10 protein-coding genes, 1 pseudogene and 1 riboswitch are annotated in these 15,500 nt (G+C 45.3%); of the genes and pseudogenes, 10 read left to right on the top strand and 1 reads right to left on the bottom strand.

Annotation, left to right across the window (positions count from 1 at the left end):
- The first annotated feature begins 137 nt into the window (after window positions 1-137).
- The 8 genes and pseudogenes from NSQ91_RS26525 (at window position 138) to NSQ91_RS26490 (ending at window position 11,876) form a co-directional block, all read left to right on the top strand.
- Window positions 138-668, top strand: coding sequence for a GNAT family N-acetyltransferase (locus NSQ91_RS26525; protein ID WP_076130442.1), 531 nt, complete (start codon window positions 138-140; stop codon window positions 666-668).
- A gap of 2,276 nt (window positions 669-2,944) precedes the next feature.
- Window positions 2,945-3,043, top strand: a riboswitch (purine riboswitch).
- A gap of 70 nt (window positions 3,044-3,113) precedes the next feature.
- Window positions 3,114-4,451: a 5'-deoxyadenosine deaminase gene (locus NSQ91_RS26520; RefSeq protein ID WP_076305611.1), complete on the top strand. Its 1,338-nt coding sequence runs from the start codon at window positions 3,114-3,116 to the stop codon at window positions 4,449-4,451.
- A 140-nt stretch (window positions 4,452-4,591) separates the two neighbouring features.
- Window positions 4,592-5,164: an RNA polymerase sigma factor gene (locus tag NSQ91_RS26515; protein ID WP_076302429.1), complete on the top strand. Its 573-nt coding sequence runs from the start codon at window positions 4,592-4,594 to the stop codon at window positions 5,162-5,164.
- Window positions 5,161-6,327: a hypothetical protein gene (locus tag NSQ91_RS26510; RefSeq protein ID WP_175623585.1), complete on the top strand. Its 1,167-nt coding sequence runs from the start codon at window positions 5,161-5,163 to the stop codon at window positions 6,325-6,327. The genes NSQ91_RS26515 and NSQ91_RS26510 overlap by 4 nt, the downstream gene beginning before the upstream one ends.
- 206 nt (window positions 6,328-6,533) lie before the next feature.
- Window positions 6,534-8,432 (top strand): LTA synthase family protein, encoded by a 1,899-nt coding sequence (locus tag NSQ91_RS26505; protein ID WP_340920574.1) that lies wholly within the window; start codon window positions 6,534-6,536, stop codon window positions 8,430-8,432.
- An 8-nt stretch (window positions 8,433-8,440) separates the two neighbouring features.
- The gene (gene wsfD, locus NSQ91_RS26500) at window positions 8,441-9,856 is read left to right on the top strand and encodes a glycan biosynthesis hexose transferase WsfD (protein ID WP_076307421.1); all 1,416 of its coding nucleotides are present in this window, start codon (window positions 8,441-8,443) and stop codon (window positions 9,854-9,856) included.
- A gap of 173 nt (window positions 9,857-10,029) precedes the next feature.
- Window positions 10,030-10,935: pseudogene (locus tag NSQ91_RS26495) on the top strand (IS1595 family transposase); the annotation flags it as partial.
- Window positions 10,936-10,961: 26 nt separating this feature from the next.
- Window positions 10,962-11,876: a phosphotransferase gene (locus tag NSQ91_RS26490; protein ID WP_076280494.1), complete on the top strand. Its 915-nt coding sequence runs from the start codon at window positions 10,962-10,964 to the stop codon at window positions 11,874-11,876.
- A 325-nt stretch (window positions 11,877-12,201) separates the two neighbouring features.
- On the opposite strand, the gene NSQ91_RS26485 is transcribed toward NSQ91_RS26490, so the two are convergent.
- Window positions 12,202-12,954 carry an AAA family ATPase gene (locus NSQ91_RS26485; protein WP_076130435.1) on the bottom strand — a complete coding sequence of 251 codons (753 nt, stop codon included), beginning with the start codon at window positions 12,952-12,954 and terminating at the stop codon, window positions 12,202-12,204.
- 254 nt (window positions 12,955-13,208) lie between these two features.
- Here NSQ91_RS26485 and NSQ91_RS26480 point away from each other — a divergent pair, with 254 nt between their 5' ends.
- Together NSQ91_RS26480 and NSQ91_RS26475 are read left to right on the top strand one after the other, a co-directional pair.
- The gene (locus NSQ91_RS26480) at window positions 13,209-14,309 is read left to right on the top strand and encodes a CgeB family protein (RefSeq protein WP_076098583.1); all 1,101 of its coding nucleotides are present in this window, start codon (window positions 13,209-13,211) and stop codon (window positions 14,307-14,309) included.
- 54 nt (window positions 14,310-14,363) lie between these two features.
- Window positions 14,364-15,479 (top strand): CgeB family protein, encoded by a 1,116-nt coding sequence (locus tag NSQ91_RS26475; RefSeq protein ID WP_076134266.1) that lies wholly within the window; start codon window positions 14,364-14,366, stop codon window positions 15,477-15,479.
- The last annotated feature ends 21 nt before the right edge of the window (window positions 15,480-15,500 follow it).

The following is a 15,500-nucleotide window of genomic DNA, read 5'->3' as shown; positions in this document are numbered from 1 at the left end:
ACAGATGACAAGATCCGCTCCGTCCGTGAGCGGGTCTTGGGGTTTTCGTGCGGACTGGTTTGCTGCGCTGCCGATGTGATAAACTTCATAATGAAAGTGAAAATAATATGAGGTTAAGATGAAGGCAGGGATGATTCATGGGTACTGAGATTCGCAGAGCACGCAAAGATGAGATTGATGAAATTATGGAGCTGATTGCCAAATGCGTACAGGTGATGCAAGCAGGTGGCAGCGATCAGTGGGACGAGCATTATCCGAACCGGGAGATCATCTCCCTTGATATTGAACGTGGCAATCTATGGATATGTGAGGAGAACAATGCGGTGGCCGGCATTCTAGTGTTGGACGAGCACCAATCTGAGCAGTATGGGAAGATTGACTGGACTGAAACGCAAGGGCCTCATTTAATTATGCATAGATTGGCTGTGCATCCCGAAGTGCAAGGGAAGGGAATTGCGCGCCGTCTTAGCACTTATGCAGAAGAATATGCTCGCCAGAATGGTTATTCCAGTATCCGTCTGGATACATATGCTAAGAACACTGGGGCACTCGCCCTATATCCCAAGTTAGGTTATGATCGCAGGGGTGAAGTAACTTTTCCGGGGCGCACCGCTAATTTTCCGGTGTTCGAGAAGGTTCTAGAAAAGCACGGAAATTCGGAAGCTTAACATAGCAAGAGAACCGGAGGATATCTCAGAGCCATCAAATGGCTGCTGGGATATCCTCTTTTTTCGTGAAAATAACACCTTTCTCTAAACAAAAACTTTGTTTGATTATGTAGCATTTGCGCTTACGAAAACCCTGCTCAAAAGGTGATGAATTTGCAAATAGCGTCATATGAGTCCGAAACCATGCTCAAAAAGCGATAAGTGTGCAAATAGCGTCATTGGAGTCCGAAAGCATCAGTGGCTGAGTATGACTCGCCAGTAACGGACCCAGATGACCTTAAACGTGGAATTTTCCCACATTTGGGATGCTATCGGACTCCAGCGCAGCTATTGATATAAAACACACTACATATGGACCTGTAACGAGGGAATAGCGTCACTGGAGTCCGAAATTTTGCTCAAAAGGCGATAAATGTGCAAATAGCGTCATTGGAGTCCGAAACCCTGATCAATAAGCGAAAATATGCAAATAGCGTCATCTGGGTCCATAAGCATCAGCAGTTGAGTATGACTCGATAGTAACGGACCCAGATGACCTTAAACGTGGAATTTTCCCACATTTGGGATGCTATCGGACTCCAGCGCAGCTATTGGTATAAAACACACTGCATATGGACCTGTTTCGAGGGAATAGCGTCACTGAAGTCCGAAACCCTGCTCAAAAGGCGATAAATGTGCAAATAGCGTCATCTGGGTCCATAAGCATCAGCGGCTGAGTATGACTCGACAGTAACGGACCCAGATGACCTTAAACGCGGAATTCCCCCACATTTGGAATGCTATAGGACTCCAGCGCAGCTATTGGTATAAAACACACCGCATATGGAACTGTTTCGAGGGAATAGCGTCACAGGAGTCCGAAACCCTGCTCAAAAGGTGATAAATGTGCAAATAGCGTCATCTGGGTCCGAAAGCATCAGTGGCTGAGTGTGACTCGCCAGTAACGGACCCAGATGACCTTAAACGTGGAATTTTCCCACATTTGGGATGCTATCGGACTCCAGCGCAGCTATTGGTATAAAACACACTACATATGGACCTGTTCCGAGGGAATAGCGTCACTGGAGTCCGAAATCTTGCTCAAAAGGCGATAAATGTGCAAATAGCGTCATTGGAGTCCGAAACCCTGATCAATAAGCGAAAATATGCAAATAGCGTCATCTGGGTCCATAAGCATCAGCAGTTGAGTATGACTCGATAGTAACGGACCCAGATGACCTTAAACGTGGAATTTTCCCACATTTGGGATGCTATCGGACTCCAGCGCAGCTATTGCTATAAAACACATTGCATATGGGCCTGTAACGAGGGAATAGCGTCACTGGAGTCCGAAACCATGCTCAAAAGGCGATAAATGTGCAAATAGCGTCATCTGGGTCCGAAAGTATGGAGGATTATGACTCACCTGTGGTGTAGACGTAGCGAGAGCAGTAGAAGCAGAAGTAGATGTAGCAGTGGAGTAGGCGCATGGGGAAAGTAGCGGTGAAGAAGAAGGAGTAGTGTAATAGGCGCAAGGGGAACGTAGAAGTGCAGAAATAAGAGTAGTGTAGGGGCAGTAGTAGAAGCAGAAGCAGTAGACGTAGCAGTGTAATAGGCGCAAGGAGAAAGTAGAAGTGCAGAAATAAGAGTAGTGTAGAGCTGGAGTTGTAGTTGTTGTAGCAGAAGCAGTAGACGTAGCAGTGTAATAGGCGCAAGGGGAAAGTGGTGGTGCAGAAGTAGGAGTAGTGTAGGAGCTGTAGTTGTAGTTGTAGTAGTAGCAGAAGTAGAAGTGCAGAAGTAGGAGTAGTGTAGAAGCCGAAGCAGTGCAGAAGTAGCAGTTGAGTAGCAGTAGGGTCGGCATAGGTCAGTTAGATGAATAGAGCTAGACGTACACTTTCGGGCTCTGACCAGTCCACCGTACCGTGCTATATGCAGGCAGCGGTTTAGCACAACGCGTTAGAGTAAGCAGAGATACTGTCCGAAATGGTCGACCTAATCGTGCGAAATGGTCGACCTAATCGAACGAAACGGCTGTCTCTTAAGCCATGAAATAGCTCTCGGATAGCTTTTTTTTTATGTTTTCCTGACAGTAAATCTGACGCAAAGTACAGGGTATCGTGATCGAAATTTTCTTCAAACAGAATAATCGTGATCATAAATCGAATTATGTTATTTAACATAACATAAAATACTAAATCACTTTTATATAACAGTATTAATAAAACAAAATCGATTTTATATGTAATATATATTGACATGTAACCTGTCTTTAGATTATTATTGGACTATTCAAATTACAAATGAATAGTCTTTTTTTTCGTATATCCTTAATAATTGGTTTAAGGGTCTCTACCGGGAACCGTAAATTTCTGGCTACGAAAATATGCTCAGGCATATTTTTGTGGCCTTTTTGTGCTACATGCGTGAGGTTGTACTGGAATTAACTCAATGAGGGGGAGAAGGGCTATGGGAAATATTTTGATCAAAAATGCCGAAATCATTACGATGAACAAGCAAGAGGAAATTATACACGGGGATGTCCGGATTAAGGATGATCTCATTGTTGAAATCGGCACTGGCCTTATCCCGCAGGGCGACGAGCAGATCATTGATGCTACGAACCGTACATTGATTCCGGGTTTTATCCAGACTCATATTCATTTATGCCAGACGTTATTCCGAGGTAAAGGGGACGATCTGGAGCTGATGGATTGGCTGCGCAAACGAATCTGGCCATTAGAGGCCGCGCATGATGAAGAATCCCTTTATTATTCGGCTATGCTTGGCATCGGCGAACTGATCACCAGCGGCACGACGACGATTGTGGATATGGAGACTGTCCATCATACGGATTTTGCGTTTCAGGCTATAGCTAAAAGTGGAATCCGGGCCTTGTCCGGCAAGGTGATGATGGATCAAAAAGGGGGAGATGTGCCTGAGGCGCTGCAGGAGGATACCGCATCTTCTTTGCAGGAAAGTGTCGATCTACTGGAAAAATGGAATGGTTATGGAAACGGCCGGATTCAGTATGCATTTTCTCCACGTTTTGTGATTTCCTGTACAGAGCCTTTATTAACCGAGGTGCGAGATCTGTCCGCAAGATACGATGTGAAGGTGCATACTCATGCGTCTGAGAATTTAGGGGAAATTGAGATTGTGCAGGCCATGACTGGCATGCGTAACATCGTCTATCTGGACCATCTAGGATTAGCCAATGAACGGCTTATACTGGCGCATTGCGTGTGGCTGGATGCTGAGGAGCGGCGGATTTTGCGGGATCGAGGAGTGCATGTAAGTCATTGCCCGGGTTCCAATCTGAAATTGGCCTCCGGAATTGCCGACACACCAGGGATGCTTCATGAGCATGTTTCTCTTAGTCTGGGAGCGGATGGCGCTCCATGCAATAACAATCTGGATATGTTAAATGAGATGCGATTGGCGGCGATTATTCAAAAGCCTCATCACGGACCCACAACCATGGATGCCCGCAGTGTATTCCGTATGGCTACTATTGGTGGGGCGAAGGCCGTAGGGATGGAGGATAAGATCGGGAGTATCGAGGTAGGCAAAAAAGCAGATCTAGTGCTCCTTAATCTCTACAATTTTCATACCTTCCCCTCTTACGACGTAGATCCCATCTCTAGAATTGTATATTCCGCTACGCGGGCAGATGTGGAGACAACGATAATCGACGGGGAGATCGTGATGGAAAGAGGTTTGCTAAAGACTGTGGATAAAGAAATTGTACTAAATGAAGCTAACCGTTCTATTAAAAGATTACTCACGCATACCTCGATCGTTTGAGGGGAGAGGTCGATTCGGATTCGGATATCTTATCATTCGCAGGGGATCATCACTGGACCCCCTGTTTTTTTATGAGAAAATATGAACATAAGGGAACTAAAGTGCCTTTTGTGAGGTCGTATTAAGTGAGGTGAAGCTAATTGGAACTGGAAGGTCTTCAGCATAGCGAGACGATGAATGAACAGCAACTAAGAGAAATCATGAGCCGTTACGGAGAGGATATATGGAATTATATCTATTATCTTACCAAAAATTCTGAACAAGCCGATGATCTGGCTCAAGAAGTATTCATTAAATGTTATTACCGGATTGGAACGTACCGGGGGAATTCTTCATTTAAAGCATGGTTGCTTACGATTGCCAGGAATACTGTTTTTTCGCACCGGAAATCGCGCTTTTTTCGTTCGGGCTTATGGGGTGGTGTACAGCCATTGTCCACGGTTGATGTGAAGCAGCGGGAAAAAACTGTCGAACCTCTTGGCGTAGCCCGATCTGCGGAGATGGAGTATTTGGGTAATCAGTCCATTGGTGAGATATGGGATCTAATTATGGCATTGTCTCCAAAGCTGCGCGAAATATTGGTCCTGGATTTGAAATATGAGCTCTCTATAAAAGAAATAGCTGAACTGATGAACTTGAGTCACGGAACGGTAAAATCAAGATTGCACCGAGCGCGGCAAAAAATTCAGAACAAATTAAAGGGGGTAGAATGATGGAGGATCATAAACCGGAATGGTATGCTCAGGCCCGAAAAGGACCTTTTGGAAATGAAAAGTTTACTATGAGGCATGCAGACAACGTCATTCGCCGAATTCAAGAAGATCAACAGGGAGCGAAATCTTACTCAGGAAAAAGACTGCCTGTGCAATTGTTGGCTGTGGCGAGTTTTATTGTATTGTTGGGCTTAGGTGTATTCTTTCTGAACGGAAGGTTCCTCGGTAATGAATCAAGCAACCCTGCGCAAACTGAGGTTTCGTCGCATTTCACGGAGGCTGAGCTACAGCGGAACGCAGATCAGGTGATGCAGAGTTTACTTGGAAAGACTTATCCGCTAGATCACCGGGAATGGCTTAAGGAGCAACAGCAGATATTTTACTCTTACCAGAAAGGTGAGGACTCCGCATATATCTGGATCAATTATGAGACAGGAGAACTGGTGCAAACGAAGATGAGTAGGATTCTGACAGCTGCGGAGATCGACGCTGAAATGAATACCCGTGCGGAAGAGATCAAGGGCAAACTGGGTTATGCGAATGATTCAGCTTATGAAGTGCTCAGATACGTTGAATATGATGTTACACAACATTCTGGCGTGAAAATTGAGAATAACTTTAGGGCGGAGAAATGGCGTATCGGATTTGTAAATGGTGAATTCGATTACGCATCAGCCACGCTTGAGGCCTCGGCGGTATCAGAAGAGATGCGTCAAGCTGGGGAACAGGCCTTGAAGGTGTTGAGAGGTAACGGAGGTGAAGAGCTTAGTTTAGTATTTCGGGCTATGGACAAGGATCAGGATACGCTTACGCTGCAATACGGATCAAAGGTTTCGGTTACGTTCGATACTGTTACTAGAAGGATTGAGCAGATTAGTGATACAAATCCTCGTGCTAGTGATAAAACAGATCCCAAACAACTAACGGTATTAGACCGGGAGCTGTCTCTAATTGATGGGGATCGCCTACGTGAGAAGGCAGCACCTCTGCTGACTAAGATATTTAGCGTTGCTGATGTGAGCGAATATAGCTTGCTTAAAAGAGATCAGGAGCCCGGGAATCTCACCTTTCATAAGCTTGGCAGTCCTGAGATCACTGTATATTATGATAGTGATTTAACGATCTGGAAGGTAAAAGAGGATTTGCCAGCAAGCCAGTCTTAGATTGAAAGGCATAACATAATAGGCTTAAATAGGGAGGTTCCACAGCCGAAAAGGCGTGGGATTTCCCTATTTGTAGTGGGAGCGAAAGGTGCACATTTTTGATAAAAAAAGTAAGTATTGTTATACTAGAACAATCTGATATTTTACAGAAAAGATGAATAGAGTTCATAATCAGAACAAATGAAAAGGTAAGAGGGGATTAAAACGTGAAAAAGCACGGGCCGAATCGAGCTCAGTTCTATATTGTTGTCCTGCTGCTATGGTTGAAGCTGCTCCTGCTGAGAGTGCTGTTCTTTGATAGAATTGCTTGGGAGTGGATTGCAGCAGATGTTGCTCCAGTCCTCTTCATCATGGGGATACTGACAGTCATTACTCCTTCGCGGGTGAGAACAGCTGTCTATTGGACATTTAACGGGATATTATCGCTGCTGCTGTTCGCAGCCAGTGTATATTTCAATCACTTTGGTTCTGTTCCTACGTATCTGGCTTTATATGAACTGAATCAGGTGTTTCAAGTGAAGGCAAGCGTAGAATCAACGATACAGACTATTGATTATTTATTTTTCGCTGATTTTGTGATCATGGCAATCTATGTCTTGATCCGCAGATGGAAGCATGGAAAAGCCTATCCGCGTGAGCGTGAGCGATTCAGCTCCCGGAACACACGATTGGCACATATGATGGTGATTCTGGTGGCTATTCTTGGAGGTTTTGCTTTATCGGCCAATTCTGTCAATTCTGCGCGGGGAATTACAAATGAGCTTGTGCAGGCAGAAAGTGCCGGATTCCTGAATTATGAGGTCGTTGCCGCAATTAAGGTCAAGGAAGATAACAATCTCATTGGAACCGGAGATATTAAGGATACCATCGCGAAGATTGATGAACTGCAAGCTTCCTATCCTTATAGTAGTAAGGCCGCGGGCACAGCACCTGATTATTTTGGCTCGCAAAAGGGCAAAAATGTAATTGTCATCCAAATGGAAGCTTTCCAAAACTTCCCGCTGCATCAATCCCTGAAGGGTCAAGAGCTGACTCCAGTGTTGAACAAGTTGGCAGATGAGGGATTTTACTTTCCCCATGTCTACCAGCAGATTGGTCCGGGCAATACTTCTGACGCTGAATTTATGAGCAACACGTCGATTTATCCAATCGGGACCTTGGCAATGTCCACTGGATTCGGGGACAGAGAACTGCCGAGCCTACCACGTCTGCTGAGAGATAAAGGATATGAGGCGTACACCTTTCACGTGAATCAAGTGGGCTTTTGGAATCGGAATGAGCTATATCCTGCACTTGGATTTAACGGCTATTATGATAAAGATTATTTTACCAATGATCATTTTAATGCGTTTGGTGCTTCCGATGAACAGCTTTATATTACGGGTGTCGAGAAATTGGCAGAGCTGCAGAAGAAAGGAACTCCTTTCTACGCACAAATGGTGACGGCGTCCAGCCATCATCCCTTCCAAATTCCGGACTCTTTTAAGAAGATATCAGTGCCTGATGAGTTAAAAAACACGATGCTTGGCGATTATTTGACTGCTATTAACTATACTGATTATGCCATTGGAACTTTAATAGAGGGTTTGAAGAAAAATGGAATGTGGGATAACACTGTGCTGGTGATGTATGGCGATCATTTTGGCTTGCAGCCGCAGGATGTGCCACCGGAGCAAGTAGAAAGTGCGTTGGGGATTCCATACGATTCCCGGATCAGTCGCTTTAATATTCCATTGATTATACATGTACCAGGAATGGAGCAAGGGAAGGTAGTAGAGAGAACCGGTGGACAGTTGGATATTCTCCCAACAATAGCTAACCTATTGGGGGTTTCTTTAAAAGAAGAAGGTTATACAGCATTTGGTCATGATCTCTTGAACATTGATCGTAATGTGATAGGGATGCGGTATTATTTGCCTTCTGGTTCTTTCTTTAATGATGATATTCTCTATGTGCCTGGTAAAGATTTTGCTGATGGTAAAGCTGTGTCGCTGGATACGCTTAAGCCAGTATCGGATTTCACAAAATATCAGACTGATTATGAGTATATTTTGAAGCTAATGAATTTGTCCGACGAATATGTGAAGCTGTTACCACAGAGATAGGGGGAATCATGAAAAAGTTCTGGAAACCGGAGTATCTCGTAGGCCTTGCCGGCTGCGGTATCATTATTTATTTGCTATTCGTAGGGCCTTTTATTGGTGTTGCCGATAACGGAGATTTTTTGCGTATGATGAATACCATCGGTCTGAACTACTATGACACTGGAGCATCGTATGCCGACCAGTTTTTCAATTTTAGTCATTCCAGTTTTGCTTATGAAAATTTATTTAGAGGTTTTTATCCTTCCTCACAGATTTTTATAGTACTTTTGCCGAGATTGATCGGCGGGCTCATCCATGACAGCTTTTTTGATGTTCGTTTGCTGGGTGCAGTTTATGGGCTTCTTTTACTGGCGGCAACTTGGCTGCTGGTGAAGTATAATGCTCGTGGCTCTTATGTTACAGGGCTGCTGTTGGGAGCAGCTATCTTATTTGTGTTTTACGATATCGGGTATGTGGCCTATTTCAACTCCTTGTTTGGAGAACCAGTGTCGATGGTGTTTATGCTGCTGACATTTGCATTAGGATTAAGATTAACCAGCCAAGAGAAGCCAACCACTAAAGGATTAACTTTGTTTTTTATCGCAATTCTGTTTCTGGTCACCTCCAAAATCCAGAATGCACCCATTGGGATTGCCTTTGCTCTGATTTTTTTGCGGTTTATGATGCTTGACGGAGAGGGCAAATGGAGGAAGCTGGCTTTACGTTTTTCGATTGCCATCTTTCTTGTATCCATCGTTTTGTATGTGGCAGCGCCAAAAGATCTGAAGCATATTAATCTGTATCAAACGGTGTTTTTTGGGATCTTAAACGAATCGCCGGATGTGAAGGGAGACTTGCAGGATCTCGGATTGCCGGAGCGGCTGGAGGTACTGGCGGGTACAAATTATTTTCAGACCGATACAGTGATTAAGCAGGATGATCCTTCGCTGGTTCCGGACTTCTATGACCGTGTATCTCATAAAGATGTATTGTTCTTCTATCTGAAGCATCCGGACCGGTTGATAGATAATATGAAATATGCTGCGAGTAACAGCATGGCGATTCGCCCGTATTATCTAGGAAACTACGAGAAAAGCGAGAATAAACCAGCAGGTGCATTATCCTATACTTACAGTGCATGGAGCCAATTCAAAAACAAACATATTCCGCACACGCTCGGATTTCTCTCCATATTCTATCTGGTGTATTTTGCGGGAGCTTTGTTCCAGTATTTCCGCAGCAGAGATATTCGTGGCAAAGTTGCCGGCGAGCTGCTGATGCTGCTAGGGCTAATAGGGATTTTCTCCTTCTTGGTTCCGATTCTTGGGGACGGAAGGGCTGACATCGGTAAGCATTTATTCTTGTTTAATGTGTGCTTCGATATGATGGTTGTAGTCATGTTTGGATGGATTGTTCACAAGCTGACGGGGATTGCGAGACGCTAATTTCAAGAACCTATCAAACACAAAATAACACAAAGCAAACAGCAAGTTTCCGATTTGGAGACCTGCTGTTTTTTTAAAAATATGGCTATGTTAAACTTTGTTGTTGATATTTCATAATTACGAACAAGTGTTCTATAATAAGGGCGATATAACTGTTCGGAGATGATTTGCCTATGGATTTAAAGGAACTGAAAAAGCTTGCTGATACGTTGGACGATAATGGTAAGCGAGAACTTATCTACTTTTTGCAGTCCCGAACCAAGGGAGTGGCACTTCCAGTTCGAGCGATTGATGAAATTCAAGAGCAGAAGCATAAAGATGGACTTGTTTGCCCGCATTGCAAAAACCATTCTGTTGTTCGATTTGGAAAGTAGGCTGTAAGAACACGCACTGGAGAGGTTAAACGTCAACGTTACCGTTGTAAGTCCTGTCGCCAAACATTCAATGACCTTACGAACACCCCTCTGCAACGAATGAGGCGACCTCATATGTGGGTTCGGTTTATCGAATGCATGATTGAGGGCTTTTCTCTGAGAAAATGTGCAGAGCAGTTAAACGATGAAGTCACGCATGTCACCTTGTTTTACTGGCGGCATAAGATTCTTTCCGCTCTGAAGCAGATTCCAACCGAAGCATTTCAAGATATTGTTGAAATGGACGAGACCTACTTTCTTTACTCGGAAAAGGGCAAGCGGAATATTACCGAACGCAAGCCACGTAAACGTGGCGGCAAAGCGAAATATCGTGGTATAAGCCACGATCAAGTGTGCGTGCTGGTTGCCCGTGACCGTCAGAAAATGACTTACTCTGGCGTACTTGGGCGTGGACGTATTCGGATTACAAAATTAGACGAAGCGATTGGTGGTCATCTATCTGACTCAAACGTGTTATGCACTGATTCATGGAGGGCATTTAGCTCCTATGCGAATTCAAAAGGCATGACTCATTACCGATTCAAGACCGACGGAAAACAACGTGTGAAAGGCGTGTACCATATCCAAAACGTAAACAGCACCCACAGCCGCTTGAAGAAATGGATGGATCGCTTCACTTTTAGGGAATGTAAACATCTAAATAACGTAAGGAACGAGGAGGCAGACAATTCATGGGAGGAACGAATGTATGGGATGCGGAGTGGGAGGTTAACGAAGAGCAGGCGCGGACGCTGATCGGCAGACAATTCCCTCAGCTGTCATCGAAGCAAGTGAAGCGATTGGGCTGGGGCTGGGACAATACGGTTTTTCTCATCGGTGACGAGTACGTGTTCCGGTTTCCAAGAAGAACGATTGCAGTTGGCTCGATTCGTATGGAAGGGAAGCTGCTGCCAAAGCTGGAGACATATATAACCATCCCCTATCCGAAACCGTTGTTTTATGGCGAAGCAAGTGACGAATACCCGGCACCATTTCTTGGCTATGACTACGTGCTAGGAGATTTCCCAATCGGTTTGACGGAAGAACGCCGGGCTTTATCGGCAGAGACGCTGGCGAAATTTTTGCGGAGATTGCATGAGTTTCCGGTGCAGGCGGCGCTGGAGTGCGGAGTTCAGCAAGATCATCGAAACTTGACGGACATAGCATCGCGCAAAGTGAAATTGGAGGGCTTTCTATCGAAGGTGGTTGAACACTTGTCGCCGGAGGAGTCCGGTGTGATCGAAGCGTATATTAGCAGGCTGCAAAAGGACCGTGTCGAGGCGGTGAATGCACTGCTACATGGCGATCTTCATTTCAAAAATATGCTTGTGAATGAGAACGGGATCGTTTCCGGCATCATTGATTGGGGCGATCTGAGCGTAGGCCATCCGGCTTGCGATTTGAGCGTTGCTTATAGCTTTTTACCACCTTACGCTCGCGGCGTGTTTTTCGAAACGTACGGAGGAGCGGACGAGGAAACGAAGCTGCTGGCGCGGCTAATCGCGGTATACATCCCCATACTGATCTTAATGCAAGCGGTCGATGACGGGAATGAAGCAATTGCGGCAGAGGCGAAATCCAACATCATGCGGGCACTGTCGGATTAGGCTTATTATTTCGTTGCGGCTATGGGGCTATGGCTATCGGCACCATTTTGTCGTTTAAAGGCCGCGATAAGGTACGATCCGCCTTCTCTGATGCCGCTTTATGTTGAGGAACACGAAATTCAACAGAGTAAGTCGTTGCGCTAACGGGACACGATAGCAATAAACCGCCTTTTCAACGAAGGCGGTTTTCTTATGGTCAAATATCAACATTAGAATTTAACATAGCCTATAATATAAGAATTTATATGTTCCATGTTGTAAATTATCCTTATATTTCTCGCTTAAACGCTTACCGTCCTTAAAGGGACGTCGAAGTCGTGTATGCTTATTCATCTTCAAATAACTCACGCAACATCCCTTGACGATCGTTCATAAACGCTTTGGTCACGGTATAATGTTCGGTTTCCTCCAAGGCGACGGACCGTATTCCCTCCCCCTCCAAGAGAAAAATTTCAGCACCGGGATAGGACATCAGAATGGGGGAATGAGTTGCGATAATGAACTGTGAATCCTGTCCGACCAGCTCATGCATACGCACCAGCAGAGACATTTGACGTAAGGGGGAAAGCGCTGCTTCAGGCTCGTCGAGGATATAAAGGCCGCGACCGCCGAAACGGTGAACGAATGTAGCTAAAAAAGACTCTCCGTGGGACTGCTCATGCAGAGATTTGCCTCCGTAGGAGTCTTTGATCGGTGGGCCACCGGGTTGTTCATCCAACTCATCAATATAAGAAGCCACATTATAGTAACTCTCCGCACGCAGAAAAAAGCCGTCCTTCGGCCGTCTAACCCCTCTAGCAATTCTAAAATACTCATAAAGATTCGAATGCGAGGAACGAGTGTTAAAAGAAAAGTTTAGCGTTCCACCCTCAGGGTTAAAGCCCCAAGCAGCAGCAATTCCCTCTAACAAGGTTGATTTGCCCGTGCCGTTCTCTCCAACAAGAAAGGTCACTGGTTTTTGAAAAGTCAGGCGATCCAGCGTTCGAACAGCAGGCAGATGAAATGGATAGGTTTGAAAGGATGGCACCAGATCACGCAGCAGCTCCGCGTGTCGCAAATACAACGTGGTGTTATTCATAGTTCCCCCCCTTGTGAATTTCAAAAAGTAATCATCTTCGGACAGATTGGACAGAGATGACAAGTTTAGTGCCTCTAGCTAGACCTTTATAGTATAACAGCATCCAGCGAGTGGATGAAATCTGACGGGGTTCGGGCAAGCCGGGCAAAAGACAGGGTACATCTGCCAATTTAGTTTTAGTAATGACAGATGTCCATGAGGCGAGTGCTGACTCCGCATATAGTTATACTGTCTTGAGAATACAACGGGGCAGGGTGAAGGCCGTGAAAGCGAAAAGGAGAAAACACAAGCGTCCGCGAGATTATCGCGACGGTTATCACGAAGGATATCGTCTTGGCATGTGTGAGGCTGTGCAGCGTCGGAGTACTGTAGAGGTCGAAGCCTGTCGGCCATTTAAGCTAATGTATGTTCCTCAAGGGTTCCATGCAATCGATACTGGGGTAATTGAGGCGCTTCAGCAGCTTGTAAGTGAGCTTGTGATAAGCACTCCAGAAACTATGCTGGAGACCGCAGCTCGGGAGATGCCCGGGGCAGTGCTGGTTATGAATGGACTGCATGTTTTTCCGGAAAATCATTTAGAACAGATTACAGAAATCAGAAAGCTGGGCATTCGGACTGCGATCTGGTTTGTGGATGATCCTTATTTTACAGAGGATACTTCAGTGATTTGCCGGCATTATGATCACGTCTTTACGCATGAGCTCGGTTGTGTGGAGTTTTATCAATCCTTTGGAGTTCCATCCGTTCATTATTTACCGCTTTGCGTCAATCCAAAGATGTTCTATCCGCGCCGTACGGCACCGCAGTATAAGTACGACATTGTGTTTATTGGCAATGCATTTCATAATCGGACAGCGCTGTTTGATGAACTTGCCCCCTATTTAAAGGATAAGAAGGTGCTGATCGCTGGCGGCTTCTGGGAACGGCTTGCGACTTATGACCAGCTTGCCCCTTTTATTAGCAATGGCTTTATCCCACCTGAGGAAACTGCGAACTATTACAGTGGTGCAAAGCTAGTCATTAATATTCACCGTCCGTGGGAGGAGGGGCAGGATAACCGGAATAGCTTCCGTTTACCATCACGCTCTATCAACCCACGTACTTATGAGATCAGTGCCTGCGGTACTATGCAGCTTACGGATGTTCGTGAGGATCTGGGCAATTATTATCGGCCAGGTTATGACTTGGATACTTTTGGCTCTGCTAAGGAATTGCAGGAGAAGATTGAGTACTATCTGAAGCATGAAAAAGAGCGCCGAATTTACGCTTTACGGGGACTACAGACAACCATGCGGAACCATACATTCACTGCGCGTTTGCCTCATTTGCTGAATGTGATTGCTTCAAGTGTATGAAATCTATAACGGGATAAAGGAGCGAGGATGATGATGAACAACAATGAATTTATTATGCCTGCACCACCGCTACCACTGACACCTCCAGAGGAAGAAAAGCTTCGTGGTCGTCTGAGTGGTTTTAAGGGCGGATATGATGAGGGATATTTACGGGGACGGCTTGCGATTTTAGATGGTCGGCCAGAAGAAGTATTTCCTGTACGGAATATTCATGTAATGTATGTGGCTTCTGGTAAAGGATATCCCTACTCTCCATTAGACGATGCAGTCCTCTACGCGCTGCAAAAATTAACCACACAAGTCACGATAACAGATGTGCGTCAAAACTTAGTGGAGTTAGCCGCCGCTCAAAGACCGGATCTGGTACTTGTGCTGGATGGTATGGATTTACCGCTTGAGCAGATCTCCGTTCTTCGGGCTAGCGGAATTAAGACAGCCATTTGGCTTACAGATGATCCTTATTACACTGATTTTACAGTTAAAATTGTGGCGCATTACGATTTTGTGTTCACGCTTGAGCGTAATTGTATTGATTTTTATAAGGGACTTGGCTGCCCTGAAGTTCATTATCTTCCTTTTGCCGCTCACCGCGAGCATTACCGTCCAACTACAACACGTTCACCATTGAATCGCGAAGTTAGTTTTATTGGCTCTGCCTATTGGAACCGGGTTAATTTCTTCCGTGAGATTCTTCCGGATTTGATGAACTATAACACGGTGATTAACGGCATCTGGTGGGACCGTCTGCCTGAGGCGGCACTCTATGGAGATCGAATTGAGATTGGCAAGTGGATGTCACCACAGGAAACAGCGGTAGCTTACAGCGGATCCAAAATCGTCATTAACCTCCACCGCTCGCACATTGATGAAGTAGTGAACAACAATACGCTTTCGATTCCGGCGGTATCTCCTAATCCGCGTACTTTTGAAATCGCGGCTACGGGTACGCTGCAATTAGTGGATGCCAGAGATGATATGGGATCTTTCTACAAACCTGGTGAAGAAATTGAGACTTTTGCAAGCCCTCAAGAAATGATGGATAAAATCCGTTATTACCTGACTCATGAGGAAGAACGCCGTGCGATTGCCCTGCGCGCTTTTGAACGGACGCTTAAGGATCACACCTACACCAAACGTATACACCAGCTGTTAACAGTAATTTATGGCTAGGTCATATGCCCGGAAATGGAA

The sequence above is a fragment of the Paenibacillus sp. FSL R7-0048 genome, from assembly GCF_038004505.1.
Lineage (GTDB): Bacteria > Bacillota > Bacilli > Paenibacillales > Paenibacillaceae > Paenibacillus_AQ > Paenibacillus_AQ odorifer.
This window is presented reverse-complemented; position numbering and strand designations above follow the sequence as displayed.

Bases quoted from the DNA above. Each gene is read 5' to 3' on its own strand.
- NSQ91_RS26525 (WP_076130442.1), top strand. From the start codon at position 138: ATGGGTACTGAGATTCGCAGAGCACGCAAAGATGAGATTGATGAAATT.
- NSQ91_RS26520 (WP_076305611.1), top strand. From the start codon at position 3,114: ATGGGAAATATTTTGATCAAAAATGCCGAAATCATTACGATGAACAAG.
- NSQ91_RS26510 (WP_175623585.1), top strand. From the start codon at position 5,161: ATGATGGAGGATCATAAACCGGAATGGTATGCTCAGGCCCGAAAAGGA.
- wsfD (WP_076307421.1), top strand. From the start codon at position 8,441: ATGAAAAAGTTCTGGAAACCGGAGTATCTCGTAGGCCTTGCCGGCTGC.
- NSQ91_RS26490 (WP_076280494.1), top strand. From the start codon at position 10,962: ATGGGAGGAACGAATGTATGGGATGCGGAGTGGGAGGTTAACGAAGAG.
- NSQ91_RS26485 (WP_076130435.1), bottom strand. From the start codon at position 12,954: ATGAATAACACCACGTTGTATTTGCGACACGCGGAGCTGCTGCGTGAT.
- NSQ91_RS26475 (WP_076134266.1), top strand. From the start codon at position 14,364: ATGCCTGCACCACCGCTACCACTGACACCTCCAGAGGAAGAAAAGCTT.